Raw genomic sequence first — 19,479 nt, forward strand, 5'->3', positions numbered from 1 at the left:
GGTGGCGCGCGGTGGGGGCACTGACGTCGTCGGCGGTCCTCCTGCTGACCGCCGCGGGGTGCGGCGGCGAGGCCTCCGCCCCGACCGGCGCCCCGACCGGAGCGCTGCCCGAGGGCCTGACGGCGTACGTCGACCAGCCGCGCGCCGAGCGGGTGGGCCGCGGCTTCGTGGTGCGGCTGGTCAACGACACGGGGAGTCGGGTCACGGTCACGCGGGCCGACGTCTCCTCCGACCGGGTGGATCCGCTGCGCTGGCAGGGCGAGAAGAGCTTCGTCAACGAGGCCGACCTCGACCTGGAGCTGGGCGAGGGCCGCTGCGGCCGTGGCTCCGACATGCGCGTCGAGCTGGCCTACCGGGTCGGCGACGGACCGGAGCAGGTGGGCGTCGCGACCGCGACCGACCGCTACGGCGCCGTCGGCCTGCTGCTCGACCGCGACTGCGCTGCCAGCGTGCTCGCCGAGGCCGCCGACCTCAGCGTCGGCGAGCCCCGTCGCGCGGACGACGGCGGTGAGCCGGTGCTGGAGCTGCCGCTGGAGCTGCGGCCCACGGGCGCGCGCGACGACGTCGTCTGGGGCGGCCTCGAGGACACCGTGCTCTTCCGCCAGGCGCCGGGCTCGGCCTCCGTCGAGGCGGGCACCCGGGTGCCGCTCGGGCCCGGCGACCCACCGGTGAGGCTGCTGCTGCGGGTGGGACCCGGGCGCTGCGACCCGCACGCGCTGGCCGAGGACAAGGTGGGCACGCTCTTCGCGATGCGGGTGGAGGCGCCCGGCGTCCCTGCCGAGGCAGGTGCCTACCTGCCGCTGACGGACGCCGACCGCGCGGCGCTGAGGGGCTTCATCCCCGTCGCGTGCGGCTGGTGACCGCGTGGAGGGTGCAGCCGACCACCAGCGCCCAGAAGGCCGAGCCGATGCCGCCCAGGGTGACGCCGGACGCCGCGACGACGAGCGTGACGCCGGCCGCGACGCGCCCGGACTCGTGCGCCAGCGCCTGGGAGGTGGCGGCCGCGAAGCTGCCGAGCAGGGCGACGCCCGCCACGGCGGCGAAGAGCCCGGCGGGGGCGGCGCCTGCCAGCGCCACGACGGCGTTGGCCGCGAGCCCGAAGGCGACGTAGCCCAGGCCGCAGGTCAGCGCGGCGACCCAGCGGCGTGACGGGTCGCGCCCGGCCTCGGGTCCGGCGCTGAGCGCCGCTGCGATGGCGGAGAGGTTGATGGCGTGCCCTCCGAAGGGGGCGCCGAGGGCGGTGGCGGTGCCGCTGTAGCCGAGCGCCGTCCGCACCGGCACGTCGTACCCCAGGCTGCGCATGGTGGCGATGCCCGGGATGTTCTGGCTGGTCATCGTCACCAGGTAGAGCGGCAGCGCCAGAGCCACCACGGCCTGCCACGACCACTGCGGCGTCGTCCAGGTGAGCGAGGGGGCGGTCTGCGACCAGGCGACCGCGCCGTAGCTGCCGTCGACCGCCATCACCACCAGCGCCGCGACGACGGCGGCCGGGGTGGCCCAGCGCGCGGAGAGGCAGGTCACGAGGACCCAGCTCCCGACGACGGCGCCGATGGCGAGCGGCTCGTCGGGCAGCAGCCGGAAGGGCACCAGGCACAGCGAGAGCAGCACCCCAGCGAGCATCGCGCTCGCGACCGAGGTGGGGATCTGCTCCACGAGGCGCGAGAGCGGCGGCAGCAGGCCGGTCAGCGTCAGCGCGACCCCGGTCAGCACGAAGGCGCCCACGGCGGCCGGCCAGCCCCCCTCGGGCACCGTCTGGACCGCCAGCAGGGCGGCGCCGGGGGTCGACCACGCCAGCGTGACGGGACGCCGCGTCAGCAGCGCGAAGCCGACGCACCCCAGCCCCATCGTCAGCGAGAGCACCAGCAGCCCGGACGCCGCGTCGGCCCCGTCGGCCCCGACCGCGCGCAGCCCGGCCAGGACGACCGCGAAGGAGGACGTGAAGCCGACCACCGCCGTCACCAGGCCCGCAGCGACGGGAGTGGCCCAGCCGTCGGATCGGTGTGCGGTCACGCCGTACGTCTAGCACCTGGCCTCGCGGACCCGCGAGTACGGTAGGCGTGCCTCACGCAGCGAGGGCATCCGCACAGCACGAGGAGGAGTGGCACCCGGTGACCGCGAGACTGACCGACCTGACCACCCGCGACCTCGGCGCCCGGGCCCGCGACGTGCGCGCCGGCGCCACGGGGACCCGCGTCACCTACTCGCCCAAGGTCTTCGTGCCGCTCACGCGGCTGTGCCGCGACCGCTGCGGCTACTGCACCTTCGCCACCGCCCCGCGGCACGTCGAGGCGCCGTACCTCACCCCCGAGCAGGTGCTCTCCATCGCCGCGCAGGGAGCCGAGGCCGGCTGCCACGAGGCGCTCTTCACCCTCGGGGAGGCGCCCGAGCTGCGGTACGCCGAGGCGCGGGCGTGGCTCGACGAGCACGGCTTCGGCTCGACCGTCGACTACCTGCGTCACGTCGCCGGGCTCGTGCTCGAGGAGACGGGGCTGCTGCCTCACGCCAACGCCGGCGCCGTCTCGGCCGCGGAGCTGGCGCTGCTGCGCGAGGTGAGCCCGTCGCAGGGGATGATGATCGAGTCGCTGCGCGAGGACCTTGCGGCCCACCGGGGTGCGCCCGACAAGGTGCCAGCCCGCCGGCTGGCCACGCTCGAGGCGGCGGGCGAGCTCGCCATCCCCTTCACCACCGGGATCCTGGTCGGCATCGGCGAGACCGAGGCCGACCGCGTGGTGGCCCTCGAGGCGATCGCCGAGAGCCACCGCCGGCACGGCCACGTGCAGGAGGTGATCGTGCAGAACTTCCTGCCCAAGCCGGGCACGGTCATGCGTGCGGCGCCGCCGTGCCCCCCGGAGGACCACCTGCGCGCGATCGCGCTGGCCCGGCTGGTGCTGCCGCCCGACGTCCGCGTGCAGGCGCCGCCCAACCTCTCCGAGACCGACCGCCTGGGCGACCTGCTCGACGCCGGGCTCGACGACTGGGGCGGGGTCTCCCCGGTCACCGCCGACCACGTCAACCCCGAGCGTCCCTGGCCGGCGCTCGACACCCTGCGGGAGGCCGTCGAGAGCCGCGGCCTGACCATGGCGCCGCGCCTGACCGTGCACGCGGCGTACGCCGCCGACCCGGAGCGCTGGCTCGACGAGCGCGTCCGCTTCCCCGTGCTCGACCGTGCCGACGCCGAGCTGCTCGCCCGCGACGACCCCGGGGCCACCTGGCCCGAGCGGCACCAGGCCGCCGGCAACGTCGGCACCGGGGCCGAGGTCGTGCAGATCGGACGCCGATCCACCGCGTGGTACTCCGGCGCCGACACAACGCCCCCGACGCTGGTGCCGGGGCGTCCGCGCGCGGGAGGCGCCGTCGCCGAGGTGCTCGCCGGCGTCCGCGACGGCCAGGTGCCGGGCGAGCCGGAGCTGGTCACGCTCTTCGGCGCGCGCGGGCGCGAGGTCGCGGCCGTGGCCGGCCTCGCCGACGAGCTGCGTCGCGAGACCGTCGGCGACGAGGTGACCTTCGTGGCCAACCGCAACATCAACTACACCAACGTGTGCACCTACAAGTGCACCTTCTGCGGCTTCAGCAAGGGGCCGATGTCGCTGAACCTGCGCGGCAAGCCCTACCTGCTCAGCCTCGACGACGTCGCCGAGCGCTCGGCCGAGGCCTGGGAGCGGGGGGCCACCGAGGTCTGCCTCCAGGGCGGCATCCACCCGCACTTCGACGGCAGCTTCTACGTCGACGTCGCCCGGGCCGTGAAGCATGCGGTGCCCGACATGCACGTGCACGGCTTCACCGCGCTGGAGGTGATGGAGGGCGCGCGGCGCCTGGAGGAGCCGCTGGAGGCCTACCTGCTGCGGCTCAAGGACGCCGGGCTCTCGACGCTGCCGGGCACCGCCGCGGAGATCCTCGACGACGAGGTGCGCGCCGTGCTGTGCCCCGACAAGATCGACACCGAGGAGTGGCTCGAGGTGCACCGCACCGCCCACCGCGTGGGGTTGCGGAGCAACATCACGATCATGTTCGGCTCGGTCGAGCGCCCGGTGCACTGGGCGAGGCACCTGCTGCGCACGGCCGCGCTGCAGCGCGAGACCGGCGGCTTCACCGAGTTCGTGCCGCTGCCCTTCGTGCACATGGCCGCGCCGATCTACCTCAAGCGCGGTGCTCGCCGCGGACCGACCTGGCGCGAGGCCGTGCTGATGCACAGCGTCGCGCGGATCGCCTACCGCGGGCTGGTCGACAACATCCAGACCTCGTGGGTCAAGCTCGGCCAGGAGGGGGCGCTGCAGCTGCTGCGGGCCGGGGTCAACGACCTCGGCGGCACGCTCATGGACGAGAACATCAGCCGGGCCGCCGGCGCGGCCCACGGCCAGATGGTCACGCCCGACGACCTGCGCCGTCTGGCCGAGCGCGCCGGACGGCCGCTGGCGCAGCGGACGACGCTCTACGGGCGGGTGCCGACGCTGGCCGAGCCCGCCTGAGCCCGCCCGGTCCCGAGGTCCGGTGCCCGGGCTCCGGGGCTCAGAGCACGCCGCGCTCGGCGAGCCACGGCTCGGGGTCGACGGCCCCGGTGCTCGGGGGCTGCACCTCCAGGTGCAGGTGGGGACCCGTGGAGTTGCCGGTGGAGCCCAGTGCGCCGACCTCGCCACCCGCGGCGACCCGGTCGCCGGGGGCGACGGAGAAGGCCGAGAGGTGGCAGTACCAGAGCCGGGTGCCGTCCGCGAGGCGGAGCACCAGCTTGTTGCCGTAGGCGCCGTCGTAGCCGGCGGACTCCACGACGCCGGCGCCGATCGCCCGCAGCGGCGTGCCCTCGGGGGCGGCGAAGTCGAGCCCGGTGTGGGTGCTGGCCCACAGTCCGGTCTGACCGAAGCGTGCGGTCAGCCGGGCCTGGTCGACGGGGGAGTACCAGCGCGGCGGCTTGCGCTGCAGCGTGGTGCCGGCGACCACCGTGCCCGTGATCGTCGCGCCCGGTGGCGCGACGGCGGTGTCGGCCGCGACCGACGGGCCGGGGGCGGCCGCGACCAGGGTCGCGGAGAGCGCCACCGAGAGCAGTCCTGCGGCGAGGGGCCGGCGCGCCGCAGTGCGGTGCCGGGTGTGTCGCTGGGCGCGATGCCGGGGCTTGTACGGGTGCGGGTGCTGGGTGCGGTGAGGCATGAGTGGTCCGTGGGCGACCTCGTGGCGCCAGCAGGGTCAGCCCGAGTCCGGCCGTGAGCTGCTCGTCGAGGTCGTGCGTCGGGTGCACCGTGGGCGGCGACGAGCAGGGCGCGGGTCCGCGAGCCACGGGTGGTGAGGGGCGCCCACCGCGGCAGCGACCGAGAGGTCGGCGGGTGGACGCCTCACCAGTGAGACAGACACGGTGCCGGCCAGGCAAGTCGAGAGGGCTTGCATCGTGACCCGCGTCACGCCCTCCACGGCCTCCCAGGCGTGGGGCGTGAGCGGACTCACGTCCTCGTCGCGTCGTCGGCGAAGCCCGAGCGACGTACACGACATTCCCCCGCAGCGGTCTCTCCACACGGGTCCGGCCCGGTCCGGCACCACCGGGCTAGACAGGTGTGCCGCCGCCGAGCGCGGTGTGAGGGTTTCGGTCAGCGCGCGACCTACCGTGGGTCGCATGGACGGCACCTCCGCCCTGCCGGCGTCGGGGATCGGCACGACCGCTCTCGGTCGGTTGCAGCTGCGTGTCCCCGAGTCCGGGGGCGGGCACGACGAGGTGGTCGTCGAGCGTCGCTGGCCGGACATGGCCTCGGCGCGCTCGTGGTGCGAGCGCACCATCGCCCGTGCGGCGCCGGGCACCGAGGTGCTCGAGGTGCAGGTCTTCGCCGAGTCCTGGTGGCGCGCGCGGTCCTGGCAGGCCGAGCGGCACCGCCCGGTGGCCGAGATGCTGCAGCTGGGGGTCCTCGACGCCCAGGGTCGGGTGCGCTGGGCCGAGCCGCGCTCGATGTCGCCCCGGGCGGGTGCGCGGCTCCCTTCCTGAGCCTACGCTGCTGAGCCCCGTCTCCTGGGCCGGCGCGGGTCCGGGGGTTGTCCGGCACGGGTCGCGGGGCACGATGGGGCCATGAGCCAGCCGACCGATGCGCCGTACCAGCCCGATGCCGAGGTCGTGGAGATCTGTCGCGACCTGATCCGCATCGACACCACCAACTACGGCGACGGCGAGGGGCCGGGGGAGCGCAAGGCGGCCGAGCACGTCGCCTCGCTGCTCGACGAGGTCGGCATCGAGACGACGCTGTGGGAGCACGAGCCGGGGCGCACCAACGTGCTGGCGCGCTGGGGCGGCAGCACGGGTGACCCCGTGCTGGTGCACGGCCACCTCGACGTCGTCCCCGCCGACGCGGACGACTGGCAGCTCCCGCCCTTCAGCGGCGAGATCCACGACGGGGCGGTCTGGGGCCGCGGCGCCGTCGACATGAAGGACTTCGACGCCATGCTGCTCTCCGTCGTGCGCGCCCGCGCGCGTGCCGGCGTCCTGCCCGACCGGCCGCTGGTGATGTGCTTCACCGCCGACGAGGAGGCGGGCGGCCACCGTGGGGCGGGGCCGCTCGTGCGCGCCAAGCGGGAGTGGTTCGAGGACTGCACGTACGCCGTCGGCGAGGTCGGCGGCTTCTCCACGACCGTGCGCGGCCGGCGGCTCTACCTGGTCGAGGCCGCCGAGAAGGGCATGGCCTGGACGCGCCTCACCGCGCGGGGCAACGCCGGGCACGGCTCGATGCGTCACCCCGACAACGCCGTGACGGCGCTGGCCGAGGCCGTGGCGCGGATCGGCCGGCACCGCTGGCCGGTGCAGCTGACCCCCACGATGCGCGTGCTGCTGGCCACCGTCGGCGAGCTCGCGGGCACCGAGGCCACGCCGGAGAACGCCGAGGACCTCGTCGAGGAGTTCGGCAGCGCGGCGCGGATGATCAGCGCCGTCCTGCGCCACACCACCAACCCGACGATGCTGCGCGCCGGCTACAAGGTCAACGTGGTGCCGGGGGAGGCCACCGCCCACGTCGACGGTCGCTTCCTGCCCGGCCACGAGGCGGAGTTCGAGGCCACGCTGCGCGAGCTGGCCGGTCCCGACGTGCAGGTCGACTTCGACACCTTCATGCACGGCCTGGAGACCGACTGGTCGGGCGAGCTGCCCGACGCGATGACCGCCTCGATCCTGGAGGAGGACCCCGACGCCCTCGTGGCGCCGTACCTCATGAGCGGCGGCACCGACGCCAAGTGGTTCGTCGACGAGCTCGGCGTGCGCGCCTTCGGCTTCGCCCCGCTGCGCCTCCCCGAGGAGCTCGACTTCACCGCGCTCTTCCACGGGGTCGACGAGCGGGTGCCGGTCGACGCACTCGAGTTCGGCGCCCGCGTCTTCGACCGCTTCCTCGGCAAGCTCTAGCCCTCCGCCGCCCCCACGTCGCCCCCCGCCCGCCGAGAGGTCACTCCCTGCCCGCCGAGAGGTCACTGGCTGACCGCCGAGAGGTCACTGCCTGACCGCCGAGAGGTCACTGGCTGACCACCGAGGAGTCACTGCCTGACCGCCCGCTGTCAGGGAGTGACCTGTGGGGTGTCAGGGAGTGACGTCTCGGCGGGGTGTCAGACCACGAAGGCGTAGCGCTGCCGGATGATGCGGCGGCGCAGCTGCACGCGCCGGGTGCCGTCGTGGGAGATGCGCACGCGGTCGAGCTCCCAGCCGCCGCGCTCGGCACGCTCGACCAGCATCCGGGTGACGGCGCTGCGCGACTCCTCGCGGGGGATCAGCAGCCGCTCGAACTCGTACTCGACCCCAGGCCGGAGGACCTTCTCGTGGCGCTTGCGCTCCTTGGCCGACGTCATCGCGGGGCCTCCCGTGGTGAGGACACGTCGTCGAGCGCGTCGACGATCTCGGTGGGCAGGACGCACTCCTCGACGCCGAGCGCGGCGCGGAGCTGGGCGGCGGTGCGGGCGCCGAGGATCGGGGCGGTGACCCCGGGGCGGTCGCGCACCCAGGCCAGGGCGACCTCGACCGGCGACCAGCCGAGCCCGTCGGCGGCCTTGAGCACCGCCTCGACCACCCGGCCGGAGTCGTCGTCGAGGTAGGGGTCGACCAGCCCCGCGCTCTCGGCGCCGCGGGAGTCGCTGGGGATGCCGGTGCGGTACTTGCCGGTGAGGACCCCGCGGCCGAGGGGGGAGTAGGGCAGCACGCCGAGACCCAGCGCCCGCGCGGCGGGGAGCACCTCGTGCTCGACCTCGCGGTTGAGCAGGGAGTACTCCACCTGCGTGCTGGCCAGCGGCGCGCGGCCGGGCACGGCCCGCTGCCAGGTGGCCGCCTGGGCGGTCTGCCAGCCGGCGTAGTTGGAGATGCCGACGTACGCCGCGCGGCCGCTGCTCACCGCGGTGTCGAGCGCCGCGAGCGTCTCCTCCAACGGGGTCTCGTCGGACCAGACGTGCACCTGCCAGAGGTCGACGTGGTCGAGGCCGGTACGCCGCAGCGAGAGGTCGAGGGCGGCGAGCAGGTGGCCGCGGGAGGTGTCGTAGCGCCGTGCGCCGCGGCGCACGGTGAAGCCCGCCTTGGTGGCGACCACGACCTCGTCGCGGGGCACCACCTCGCCGACGAGCCGTCCGACCATCTCCTCGGAGGCGCCGCCGCCGTAGACGTGGGCGGTGTCGAGCAGCGTGCCGCCCGCCGCGACGTACGTCGTCAGCTGGTCGCGGGCCTCGTGCTCGTCGGTGCTGGTGCCCCAGCCGAGCGTGCCCAGCCCGAGCCGCGAGACGCGGAGGCCGGTGCGGCCCAGCTGACGCTGCTGCATACCCGGCACGGTAGCGAGCGTGTCCCGGCGAGCGGGTCGCGCCTCGCCGTTCCTACACTCATCGGGTGCTCGACCTCCTCAAGGCCGTCGTCCTAGGCCTGATCCAGGGCCTGACCGAGTTCCTGCCGATCTCGAGCAGCGCCCACCTGCGGATCTTCCCGGAGTGGTTCGGCTGGGGCGACCCCGGCGCGGCCTTCACCGCGGTGATCCAGATCGGCACCGAGGTCGCGGTGCTGCTCTACTTCCGCAAGGACATCTGGCGCATCGCCACGACCTGGCTGAGGTCGCTGGTCAAGCCGGAGTACCGCGGCCACCTCGACGCCCGGATGGGCTGGTACGTCATCGTCGGCTCGCTGCCGATCGTGGTGCTGGGCATCCTGCTCAAGGACGTCATCGAGCGCGACTTCCGCAACCTGTGGGTCGTCGCCACGATGCTCGTGGTGCTCGGCGTGGTGCTCGGCGTCGCCGACCGCACGGCGACGCAGGAGCGCAGCATGAAGCAGATCGGCCTGCGGCAGTCGGTGCTGATGGGCTGCGCCCAGGCGCTCGCCCTGGTCCCGGGAGTCTCGCGCTCGGGCGCCACCATCTCGATGGGCCTCTTCCTCGGGCTCGAGCGGGAGGCGGCCACCCGCTTCGCCTTCCTGCTCGCGATCCCCGCGGTCGTCGGGGCCGGGCTCTTCACGCTGCCCGACATCGGTGCGGGCGACAACGCCTACGGCTGGGGGCCGACGCTCGTGGCCACCCTGGTCTCGTTCCTCGTCGGGTACGCCGCCATCGCCTGGCTGCTGCGCTACGTCTCGACGCGCTCCTACATGCCCTTCGTGGTCTACCGGATCGCCCTCGGCCTGCTCACCATGGGGCTGCTGTACGCCGGCGTGCTGAGCGCCTAGCAGCCGTCAGATCCAGCCGGCGCGTTTGCACAGCACCCAGACCGCGACGACGCTGAGCGCCATCAGCCCGATCGCCATCGGGTAGCCGAGCGTCCAGTGGAGCTCGGGCATGTGGTCGAAGTTCATGCCGTAGATGCCGGCGATCAGGGTCGGGGCGCCGACCAGGCCGACCACGGCGGAGATCTTGCGCATGTCCTCGTTCTGCCGGATCGAGATCTGCGCCAGGTGGGCGTCGAAGGCCGTGGAGAGCAGCCCGTCGAGGGTGTCAACGGTCTCCGCGACCCGCGAGAGGTGGTCGGCGACGTCGCGGAAGTACGGCGCGGCCTCGCTGGGCACCGCCGGCGAGCTGCCCGAGGCGAAGCGCGCCATCGGCTCGCGCAGCGGCAGCACGGCCCGGCGCATCTCGGCGAGCTCGCGCTTGAGGACGTAGATCCGGGCGCCGTCGTCGGTGCGCTGGTCGGAGAAGACCGACTCCTCGACCTCGTCGACGTCCTCCACGAGCTCGGCGGCCACCTCCTCGTAGCGGTCGACGACGTCGTCGCAGACGGCGTGCACCACCGCGGCCGGCCCGTGGGCGAGCAGCGGCGCGTTGGACTCCAGGCGGCTGCGGGCGTCGCCGAGCGAGGAGCCGCTGCCGTGACGCACCGTGACCACGAAGCCGCGCCCGACGAAGAGGTTGATCTCCCCGGTCTCCACGGCGTCGTCCTCGTCGACGTACCAGAGCGTCTTGAGGACCAGGAAGAGCGAGTCGCCGTAGCGCTCGACCTTGGGTCGCTGGTGGGCGCACAGGGCGTCCTCGACGGCGAGCTCGTGCAGGCCGTAGATCTCGGCCACGGCGCCCAGCTCCTCGCTGGTCGGGTCGTGCAGCCCGATCCACACGAAGTCGTGCTCACCGGTGGCCTGGTCGTGCACGGCACCGAGGTCCTCGGTGCTGCACCCCAGCTGGACGCGCTCCCCGTCGCGGTAGAGCGCGTTGTCGACGATCATCGCGACCTCACGGGGTCACCGTACGACGCGTAGTCTCCGCCCATGGCCACCGTGATCCTGGCGCGCCACGGGCGCACGAAGGCCAACGCCTCCGGCGTGCTGGCCGGACGCAGCAGCGGCGTACGGCTCGACGACCGCGGGCGCGAGCAGGCGGCCGCGGCGGCGGAGCGGCTCGAGGGCCTGACGCTGGCGGCCGTCGTGTCGAGCCCGCTGACCCGCTGCCGCGAGACGGCCCGGCTGCTGGCGCCCGGGGTGGAGGCCGTCGTCGACCGTGGCCTGACCGAGTGCGACTACGGCGAGTGGACCGGTCGCGAGCTGCGGTCGCTGGCCAAGGAGCCGCTGTGGAAGGTGGTCCAGGCCCAGCCGTCGGCCGCGCGCTTCCCCGGCGGGGAGTCGATGGCGGAGATGTCGGCCCGGGCCGTCGGTGCCGTGCGGGAGCGCGACGCGCTGGTCGCCGGGGAGCACGGCGACCACGCCGTGTGGCTGGCCGTCTCCCACGGCGACGTCATCAAGGCGGTCCTGGCCGACGCCCTGGGCATGCACCTCGACGCCTTCCAGCGCGTGGTCGTCGACCCCGCCAGCCTCTCGGTGGTCCGCTACACCCCGGAGCGCACCTTCGTGCTGACCTCCAACTCCACCTCCGGGTCCCTCAAGCACCTCGCGGCCGCCCCGCGCCGCGGCCGCCGACGGCGTACGTCGAGCGACGCCGTCGTGGGCGGGGGCGCCGGCCCCGCCGGGACCTGACGGGCACCCGGTCGAGGCCCGGACGGGGCACCGGGGCGGGCTGACTAGAGTCAGGGCCATGCCCGTCGTGCACCGCTTCGACCCGCCGGACCGGTTCGTGCCCGGCACGGTCGGCGAGCCCGGACAGCGCACCTTCTTCCTGCAGGCCCGGGCCGGCTCCCGGATCGCCTCGGTGGCCCTGGAGAAGCAGCAGGTGCAGATCCTCGGCGAGCGCATCGGCGAGCTGCTCGACGAGCTGATCGCCGGCGAGGAGACCCGCGACACGATCCCGGCGATGACGCCGGTCTCGATGATCGACGCCGAGCCGCTCGAGCAGCCGATCGAGGAGGACTTCCGGGCCGGCACGATCACGCTCTCCTGGGACGCCGCCGACGAGCGCGTCGTCGTCGAGGTCTTCCCCGTCGCCGAGGTCGAGATCGAGGTGCCGCTGGAGGCGGCCGAGCAGGAGCTGGCCGACCTGCCGATCGAGGAGCCCGAGCCCGAGGAGCTCCTGCTGGTGCGGATGCCGGCCGCCATGGCGCGGGCCTTCGCCGCCCGCGCCGAGTCGGTGGTGGGGGCGGGCCGCGAGCCGTGCCCCTTCTGCGGCAGCCCGATGGACCCCTCCGGCCACCTGTGCCCGCGCGCCAACGGCTACCGCCGCAGCAGCGGATGAGCACGGCGGCCTCCGAGGACCCGATGACCGAGCTGGTCACCGGCGAGCTGGTGGTCCTGGGCCGGATCATGCCCGCGTCCAACCACACCTTCCTCGCGGCCCTGGGCGGCGAGGACGGGCCCCGGTGCGTCTACAAGCCGGTCTCCGGCGAGCGACCGCTGTGGGACTTCGCCGACGGCACCCTCGCGGCGCGCGAGTACGCCGCCTGGCTGGTCTCCGAGCACGCCGGGTGGGGCGTGGTGCCCCCGACCGTGCTGCGCGACGGACCCGCGGGCCCGGGCATGGTGCAGCGCTGGCAGGAGCAGGTCGAGCCGGAGCCCGGGACCCCGGACCCCGTCGACCTGGTCCCCGAGGGCTCCCTGCCGCCGGGCTACCTGCACGTGCTCGACGCCACCGGCGCCGACGACGAGCCGCTGTCGCTCGTGCACGAGGACACGCCCGCCCTGCGACGCATGGCCGTCCTCGACGTCGTCACCAACAACACCGACCGCAAGGGCGGCCACGTGCTGCTCGCCGGCGACGGCCACCGCTGGGGCGTCGACCACGGGGTCTGCTTCCACGTCGAGGACAAGCTGCGCACCGTGCTCTGGGGCTGGGCCGGGCTGCCGCTGCTCGACGACGAGCGCCGTGGCGTCGAGGACGTGCTCACGGGGCTGCACGGCGACCTGCGCGAGCAGCTCGAGGACCTGCTGACGCTCGACGAGGTCGACGCCGTCGCCCGGCGGTGCGAGCGGCTCCTGCGCCAGGGCGCCTTCCCGGTGCCCCGGGGTGGGTGGCCGAGCATCCCCTGGCCGCCCTTCTGAGTCGGCCCCCGACTACCCTCGCGGCATGCGTGCGTGGACCTCGCCCGGCCCGGGACGGCTCCCGGGCGCTGCCATCGGCCCCGAGGTGCAGGTGCACGACAGCGCCACCGGTGGGCTGCGCGAGAGCCGACCGGGCAGCGGCGCCGCCCGGCTCTACGTCTGCGGCATCACGCCCTACGACGCCACCCACCTGGGCCACGCGGCGACGTACGTCGCCTTCGACCTGCTGCAGCGGGCCTGGCGCTCCGCCGGCCACGACGTGCGCTACGTGCAGAACGTCACCGACGTCGACGACCCGCTGCTCGAGCGCGCCGCCGCCACCGCTCAGGACTGGGAGGAGCTGGCCGAGCGCGAGACCGAGCTCTTCCGCACCGACATGGAGGCGCTGCGGGTGCTGCCGCCCGACGCCTACGTCGGGGCGGTCGAGGCGATCCCGCTGATCGTGCCGATGGTCGAGCAGCTCGTCGAGACCGGCAGCGTCTACGAGGTCGGCGGGGAGCACGGCACCGACCTGTACTTCGCGGTCGCCCACGACCCCGCCTTCGGCGAGGTCTCGGGGTGGACCCGCGAGCAGATGCTCGAGGTCTTCGCCGACCGCGGCGGCGACCCGGAGCGGCCCGGCAAGAAGGACCCGCTCGACTGCCTGGTGTGGCAGGCGGCGCGTCCGGGCGAGCCCGCCTGGGACTCCCCGCTGGGCCGGGGACGACCCGGCTGGCACGTGGAGTGCTCGGCCATCGCGCGCCAGCACCTCGACGTCGCGGCCCACGGCCCGATCGACGTGCAGGGCGGCGGCAGCGACCTGGTCTTCCCCCACCACGAGATGAGCGCCTCCGAGGCGCAGGTGCTCGACGGCCACCGCTTCGCGGCGGCGTACGTGCACGCGGGCATGGTCGGCCTCGACGGCGAGAAGATGTCGAAGTCCAAGGGCAACCTGGTGCTGGTCTCGCGGCTGCGCGAGGCGGGGGAGGACCCCATGGCGATCCGGCTGCTGCTGCTCGCCCACCACTACCGCAGCGACTGGACCTACGTCGACGCCGACCTCGAGGCCGCGCGCGAGCGCCTCGCCCGGTGGCGGGCGGCGCTGGACCGCGACGCCGGCGCCCCCACCGCGGACCTGGTGCGCGAGGTCCTCGAGGCGCTGGCCGCCGACCTGGACGCCCCCCGGGCGCTGGCGCTGGTCGACTGCTGGGCGCAGACGGAGCCGCCGGCCGGGACGGGCGAGGCCGGCAGCGCCGACGTCGTCCGCGCCCTGCTCGACGCCTCGCTCGGGCTGGCGCTCTAGGTCGGCGCCGCTCAGGTGCCGGGGTCGTCGCGCCGCTTGAGGTAGCGCTCGAACTCGCGCGCGATGGCCTCGCCGCTGGCCTCGGGCAGCTCGGCGGCGTCCTGGCTCTCCTCGAGCGAGCGGACGTACTCCGCGACGTCCTCGTCCTCCTCGGCGAGCTCGGCGACGCCGCGCTCCCAGGCGCGTGCGTCCTCGGGGAGGTCGCCGAGCGGCACGCTGACCTGCAGCACGTCCTCGACCTGGGCGAGCAACGCCAGCGTGGCCTTGGGGCAGGGCGGCTGCGGCAGGTAGTGCGGCACCGCGGCCCAGAACGACACGGCGGGGACGTCGAGGCGCACGCAGGCGTCCTGGAGCACGCCCACGATGCCCGTCGGCCCCTCGTACGTCGACGGCTCCAGGGTCAGTCGGTCCTCGAGGTCGAGCTCGGTGGCGCTGCCGCTGACCGCGATCGGCCGGCTGTGGGGGACCTCGGCCAGCAGCGCCCCGAGGGTCACCACCAGCTGCACGTCGAGGTCGTCGGCGCAGGCGAGCAGCTCGGCGCAGAACTGCCGCCAGCGCATGTTGGGCTCCAGCCCCCGGAGCAGCACCACGTCGCGCGTCGACCCGGGTGGGTGGGCGACGTAGATGCGGGTCGAGGGCCAGGTGATGCGGCGCATCCCCTCGTCGTCGGCCCCGGCGACGGGGCGGTTGACCTGGAAGTCGTAGAACTCGTCGGGGTCGAGCACGGCGACGACGTGGGCGTCCCACACCTCGATCAGGTGGTCGATCACGCCGGAGGCCGCTGAGGCGGCGTCGTTCCAGCCCTCGAAGGCGGCCACCATGACGGCGTCGCGCAGGGGCGGGACGTCCTCGATCTCGATCACCGGCTCAGCCTAGGCGGCCACCATGCGGTACCGGTCAGGACGCACCGGTCCGGGTCCGTACGCTGGATCGGTGCCCGAGCAGACCCCTGGGAGCCACCACCGGCCCGACGCCACCGAGCAGCTGACCGCGATGCTCCGCGAGCGCGTCCTGGTGCTCGACGGCGCGATGGGCACGGCGCTGCAGGGGAGCCGCCTCGGCGAGGCCGACTACCGGGGCGAGCGCTTCGCCGACTGGCACACCGACGTGCAGGGCAACAACGACCTGCTCAGCCTCACCCAGCCCCACCTGGTGCGCGAGGTGCACGAGCGCTACCTCGAGGCCGGCGCCGACCTGATCGAGACCAACACCTTCAGTGCGACCCGCATCGCGATGGCCGACTACGACATGGCGGACCTCGCTTACGAGCTCTCCCACGAGTCCGCCCGGCTCGCCCGTGCGGCCTGCGACGAGCAGACCGCGCGCACGCCCGAGCGGCCCCGCTTCGTCCTCGGCGCCATCGGCCCCACCAACCGCACGGCCTCGATCAGCCCCGACGTCAACGACCCCGGCGCCCGCAACGTGACCTTCGAGCAGCTGGTCGAGGCGTACGCCGAGTCGGCCCGCGGCCTGCTCGACGGCGGCAGCGACGGCCTGATCATCGAGACCGTCTTCGACACCCTCAACGCCAAGGCCGCGATCTTCGCCGTCGAGACGCTCTTCGAGGAGCACGGCCGCCGCTGGCCGGTCGTCATCTCCGGCACCATCACCGACGCGTCCGGTCGCACGCTCTCGGGCCAGACCACCGAGGCCTTCTGGCACTCGGTGCGCCACGCCAAGCCGCTCCTCGTGGGCCTCAACTGTGCGCTCGGCGCCAAGGAGATGCGGCCCTTCCTCGCCGACCTCGCGCGGATCGCCGACACCTTCGTCTCGGCCTACCCCAACGCCGGCCTGCCCAACGCCTTCGGGGAGTACGACGAGGGCCCCGACGAGACCGCCGCCGTGGTGGGCGAGTTCGCCGCGGCCGGCCTGGTCAACCTGGTCGGCGGCTGCTGCGGCACCACGCCCGAGCACGTGGCCGCGGTCGTCGCGGCCGTGGCCGACGCCACCCCGCGCCAGGTGCCCGAGCTGCCGCCGGCGATGCGGCTCTCGGGGCTGGAGCCGCTGGTGATCGACGCCGACTCGCTCTTCGTCAACGTCGGCGAGCGCACCAACATCACCGGGTCGGCGCGCTTCCGCAACCTGATCAAGGACAACGACTACGACGCCGCCCTCGCCGTCGCCGTCCAGCAGGTCGAGAACGGCGCGCAGGTCATCGACGTCAACATGGACGAGGGCATGATCGACGGCGTCGCGGCGATGGACCGCTTCCTCAAGCTGGTCGCCAGCGAGCCCGACATCAGCCGGGTGCCGGTGATGGTCGACTCCTCCAAGTGGGAGGTCATCGAGACCGGCCTGCGCTGCGTGCAGGGCAAGGCGATCGTCAACTCCATCTCCATGAAGGAGGGGGAGGGGCCCTTCCGGGAGCACGCCCGGCTGTGCCGCAAGTACGGCGCCGCCGTCGTGGTGATGGCCTTCGACGAGGAGGGCCAGGCCGCCGACCTCGAGAGCCGCAAGCGGATCTGTGCCCGCGCCTACCGGATCCTGGTCGAGGAGGAGGGCTTCCCGGCCGAGGACGTCATCTTCGACCCCAACGTCTTCGCCCTCGCGACCGGCATCGAGGAGCACGCGGCGTACGGCACCGACTTCATCGAGGCCACCCGCTGGATCAAGCAGAACCTCCCCGGCGCCAAGGTGTCGGGCGGCATCTCCAACGTCTCCTTCTCCTTCCGGGGCAACAACCCGGTGCGCGAGGCCATCCACGCGGTCTTCCTCTTCCACGCCATCCAGGCGGGCCTCGACATGGGCATCGTCAACGCCGGCGCGCTCGTGGTCTACGACCAGGTCGACGCCGAGCTGCGCGAGCGCATCGAGGACGTCGTGCTCAACCGCCGTCCCGACGCGGCCGAGCGGCTGCTCGAGGTCGCCGAGGCCCACCGGGGCAGCGGCGAGCAGGCGGAGGCGGCGGTGCTGGAGTGGCGCTCGCTACCGGTCGACGAGCGCATCACCCACGCACTGGTCAAGGGCATCGACGCCCACGTCACCGAGGACACCGAGGAGCTCCGCCAGGAGATCTCGGCACGCGGCGGCCGCCCGATCGAGGTCATCGAGGGCCCGCTGATGGACGGCATGAACGTCGTGGGCGACCTCTTCGGCGCCGGCAAGATGTTCCTCCCGCAGGTGGTGAAGTCGGCGCGAGTGATGAAGAAGGCTGTGGCCCACCTGATCCCCTTCATCGAGGCCGAGAAGCAGCCCGGCGACGCCGAGACCAAGAAGGGCACCATCGTCATGGCGACGGTGAAGGGCGACGTGCACGACATCGGCAAGAACATCGTCGGTGTGGTGCTGCAGTGCAACAACTACGAGGTGATCGACCTCGGCGTGATGGTGCCGGCGCAGAAGATCCTCGACAAGGCCCGCGAGGTCGACGCCGACCTGATCGGGCTGTCCGGCCTGATCACCCCCTCGCTCGACGAGATGGTCACCTTCGCCACCGAGATGCAGCGCCAGGGCTTCACGATCCCGCTGCTCATCGGCGGCGCCACCACCTCGCGCGCCCACACCGCGGTGAAGGTGACCCCGCGCTACGAGGGCCCGGTGCTGTGGGTCAAGGACGCCTCCCGGTCGGTGCCGGTGGCCGCGGCGCTGCTCTCGGAGGACCGGCGCGGCAAGCTGCTGGCCGAGACCGAGGCCGACTACGCGTCGTTGCGCGAGCGCCACGCCGGCAAGCAGGACCGCCGGCTGGTCCCGATCGGGACCGCCCGCGAGCGGCGTACGCCGGTGGACTGGGAGGGCTACCAGCCGCCCGCTCCCGTCATGACGGCCGAGGGGGCGTCCCGCACCCGGGTCTTCGAGGACTACGACCTGGCCGAGCTGCGCGACTACATCGACTGGCAGCCCTTCTTCAACGCCTGGGAGATGAAGGGGCGCTTCCCCGACATCCTCAACAACCCCGCCACCGGCGAGGTCGCCCGCAAGCTCTACGACGACGCCCAGGACATGCTCGACCGGATGATCGCGGAGAGGTGGGTGACCGCCAACGGCGTCGTCGGCTTCTTCCCCGCGGCCTCGGACGGCGACGACGTCGTGGTGTACGCCGACGACGAGCGCACCGAGGTGCTGACCGTGCTGCACCAGCTGCGGCAGCAGGGCGAGCACCGCGAGGGCGTGCCCAACCGCTCCCTGGCCGACTACGTCGCTCCCGCCGCGACCGGTCTGCCCGACCACGTCGGGGCCTTCGCCGTCACCGCCGGCCTGGGCAGCCAGGACCGCGTCGCGGCCTTCAAGGAGGAGCACGACGACTACTCAGCCATCCTGCTCGAGTCGCTGGCCGACCGGCTGGCCGAGGCCTTCGCCGAGCGGATGCACGAGCGGGTCCGCACCGAGCTGTGGGGCTACGCCCCCGAGGAGCAGCTCGACAACGAGCAGCTGCTCAAGGAGCAGTACGCCGGCATCCGGCCCGCCCCCGGCTACCCCGCGTGCCCCGAGCACACCGAGAAGCAGACGCTGTGGGAGCTGCTCGACGTCGAGAAGACGACCGGCATCACGCTGACGGAGTCGATGGCGATGTGGCCCGGCGCCTCGGTGAGCGGCTGGTACTTCTCCCACCCCGCCTCGCAGTACTTCGTCGTGGGCCGCGTCGGCCGCGACCAGGTGGCGTCGTACGCCGAGCGCAAGGGGTGGACGGTGCCGGAGGCCGAGAGGTGGCTCTCGGCCAACCTGGGCTACGACCCCGATGACTGAGCCGGACGGCTCGCTGCCCGACGCGGTGCTCTGGGACATGGACGGCACCCTGGTCGACACCGAGCCCTACTGGGCCGAGTGCACGGCGGCGCTGGTCGAGCGGCACGGGGGCACCTGGACCGCGGCCGACGAGGGCACGCTGCTCGGGCGCAGCCTGGGGGCCTCGGCGGTCATCCTGCGGGAGCGGGGCGGGCTGCGGATTCCCGAGGAGCAGATCGTCACCGAGCTGCTCGACGACGTGCTGGTGAAGGTGGCCGAGCACCTGCCCTGGCGGCCGGGCGCCCACGAGCTGCTGACCGCGCTGCGGGAGGCCGGCGTCCGCTGCGGGCTGGTGACCAACTCCTACTGGCGCTTCGCGGAGCCGATGCTGCGCTCGCTGCCGGCCGACACCTTCGAGGTGGTGGTCACCGGCGACCTGGTCGACCAGGGCAAGCCGCACCCGGAGCCCTACGAGCGGGCGATGGCCGAGCTGCGGGTGGCGCCGGGGCGCACGGTGGCGGTCGAGGACTCACCCACCGGCGTCACCTCCGCCGAGGCGGCCGGCTGCCTGGTGCTCGTCGTGCCCGCCCACGCCCCCGTCGAGCCCGGGGAGCGCCGCGCCCTCCGCGACAGCCTCGAGGGGCTCACCCCCGCCGACCTCGGGGCGCTGCTGCACTGACCCTGTCGTGACCGCAGTCGTGACCGCTGTCGT

General features: G+C 73.9%; 17 protein-coding genes. 11 read left to right on the forward strand and 6 right to left on the reverse strand.

Annotated elements, in window-relative coordinates; genetic code table 11:
- The first annotated feature begins 11 nt into the window (after positions 1-11).
- Complete coding sequence (locus tag IG63_RS0110400; protein ID WP_030484309.1) at positions 12-860, forward strand: hypothetical protein; 849 nt, start codon at positions 12-14, stop codon at positions 858-860.
- Here the strand turns inward: IG63_RS0110400 and IG63_RS0110405 are convergent.
- Positions 835-2,010, reverse strand: coding sequence for a benzoate/H(+) symporter BenE family transporter (locus IG63_RS0110405; RefSeq protein WP_030484310.1), 1,176 nt, complete (start codon positions 2,008-2,010; stop codon positions 835-837). The two genes, IG63_RS0110400 and IG63_RS0110405, sit on opposite strands and share 26 nt — an antisense overlap.
- 98 nt (positions 2,011-2,108) lie before the next feature.
- On the opposite strand from IG63_RS0110405, the gene IG63_RS0110410 reads away from it, so the two are divergent.
- Positions 2,109-4,466, forward strand: a complete 2,358-nt coding sequence (locus IG63_RS0110410; protein WP_051706539.1) for a bifunctional FO biosynthesis protein CofGH — start codon at positions 2,109-2,111, stop codon at positions 4,464-4,466.
- A 40-nt stretch (positions 4,467-4,506) separates the two neighbouring features.
- Here the strand turns inward: IG63_RS0110410 and IG63_RS20645 are convergent, their stop codons facing one another.
- On the reverse strand, positions 4,507-5,139 hold the full coding sequence (locus IG63_RS20645) for a M23 family metallopeptidase (protein ID WP_157210104.1): 633 nt from the start codon (positions 5,137-5,139) through the stop codon (positions 4,507-4,509).
- Positions 5,140-5,596: 457 nt separating this feature from the next.
- Between IG63_RS20645 and IG63_RS0110420 the strand changes: the two genes are divergently transcribed.
- Together IG63_RS0110420 and IG63_RS0110425 are read left to right on the forward strand one after the other, a co-directional pair.
- Positions 5,597-5,959 carry a hypothetical protein gene (locus IG63_RS0110420; RefSeq protein WP_030484313.1) on the forward strand — a complete coding sequence of 121 codons (363 nt, stop codon included), beginning with the start codon at positions 5,597-5,599 and terminating at the stop codon, positions 5,957-5,959.
- A gap of 81 nt (positions 5,960-6,040) precedes the next feature.
- A complete protein-coding gene (locus tag IG63_RS0110425) occupies positions 6,041-7,357 on the forward strand; it encodes a M20/M25/M40 family metallo-hydrolase (RefSeq protein ID WP_030484314.1) in 1,317 nt (438 codons plus the stop codon).
- A 197-nt stretch (positions 7,358-7,554) separates the two neighbouring features.
- On the opposite strand, the gene IG63_RS20650 is transcribed toward IG63_RS0110425, so the two are convergent.
- Positions 7,555-7,794, reverse strand: coding sequence for a DUF5703 family protein (locus IG63_RS20650; protein ID WP_036195031.1), 240 nt, complete (start codon positions 7,792-7,794; stop codon positions 7,555-7,557).
- The gene (locus tag IG63_RS0110435; protein WP_030484315.1) at positions 7,791-8,747 is read right to left on the reverse strand and encodes an aldo/keto reductase; all 957 of its coding nucleotides are present in this window, start codon (positions 8,745-8,747) and stop codon (positions 7,791-7,793) included. Before IG63_RS0110435 ends, IG63_RS20650 begins: the two co-directional genes overlap by 4 nt.
- Before the next feature lie 65 nt (positions 8,748-8,812).
- Here IG63_RS0110435 and IG63_RS0110440 point away from each other — a divergent pair, with 65 nt between their 5' ends.
- Complete coding sequence (locus tag IG63_RS0110440; protein WP_030484316.1) at positions 8,813-9,637, forward strand: undecaprenyl-diphosphate phosphatase; 825 nt, start codon at positions 8,813-8,815, stop codon at positions 9,635-9,637.
- A gap of 6 nt (positions 9,638-9,643) precedes the next feature.
- Here IG63_RS0110440 and corA read toward each other — a convergent pair whose 3' ends face one another.
- Complete coding sequence (gene corA / locus IG63_RS0110445; RefSeq protein WP_030484317.1) at positions 9,644-10,624, reverse strand: magnesium/cobalt transporter CorA; 981 nt, start codon at positions 10,622-10,624, stop codon at positions 9,644-9,646.
- A gap of 42 nt (positions 10,625-10,666) precedes the next feature.
- On the opposite strand from corA, the gene IG63_RS0110450 reads away from it, so the two are divergent.
- Genes IG63_RS0110450 through mshC form a run of 4 tightly spaced genes read left to right on the forward strand, consistent with a single transcriptional unit; the run spans position 10,667 to position 14,105 of the window.
- Positions 10,667-11,368 carry a histidine phosphatase family protein gene (locus tag IG63_RS0110450; protein WP_030484318.1) on the forward strand — a complete coding sequence of 234 codons (702 nt, stop codon included), beginning with the start codon at positions 10,667-10,669 and terminating at the stop codon, positions 11,366-11,368.
- Between the two features lie 58 nt (positions 11,369-11,426).
- Entirely contained in the window at positions 11,427-12,020 is a 594-nt protein-coding gene (locus IG63_RS0110455; RefSeq protein ID WP_030484319.1) for a DUF3090 family protein, read from the forward strand.
- On the forward strand, positions 12,017-12,823 hold the full coding sequence (locus IG63_RS0110460) for an SCO1664 family protein (protein WP_036195034.1): 807 nt from the start codon (positions 12,017-12,019) through the stop codon (positions 12,821-12,823). Before IG63_RS0110455 ends, IG63_RS0110460 begins: the two co-directional genes overlap by 4 nt.
- Positions 12,824-12,848: 25 nt before the next feature.
- A complete protein-coding gene (gene mshC / locus IG63_RS0110465) occupies positions 12,849-14,105 on the forward strand; it encodes a cysteine--1-D-myo-inosityl 2-amino-2-deoxy-alpha-D-glucopyranoside ligase (protein WP_030484321.1) in 1,257 nt (418 codons plus the stop codon).
- Positions 14,106-14,116: 11 nt separating this feature from the next.
- On the opposite strand, the gene IG63_RS0110470 is transcribed toward mshC, so the two are convergent.
- A complete protein-coding gene (locus IG63_RS0110470; RefSeq protein ID WP_030484322.1) occupies positions 14,117-14,968 on the reverse strand; it encodes a PAC2 family protein in 852 nt (283 codons plus the stop codon).
- A 130-nt stretch (positions 14,969-15,098) separates the two neighbouring features.
- Here IG63_RS0110470 and metH point away from each other — a divergent pair, with 130 nt between their 5' ends.
- Positions 15,099-18,788 (forward strand): methionine synthase, encoded by a 3,690-nt coding sequence (metH, locus tag IG63_RS0110475; RefSeq protein WP_245604403.1) that lies wholly within the window; start codon positions 15,099-15,101, stop codon positions 18,786-18,788.
- Complete coding sequence (locus IG63_RS0110480; RefSeq protein ID WP_030484324.1) at positions 18,781-19,446, forward strand: HAD family hydrolase; 666 nt, start codon at positions 18,781-18,783, stop codon at positions 19,444-19,446. The genes metH and IG63_RS0110480 overlap by 8 nt, the downstream gene beginning before the upstream one ends.
- Positions 19,447-19,479: the final 33 nt, after the last annotated feature.

It is taken from the genome of Nocardioides aequoreus, assembly GCF_000720335.1.
Lineage (GTDB): Bacteria > Actinomycetota > Actinomycetes > Propionibacteriales > Nocardioidaceae > Marmoricola > Marmoricola aequoreus.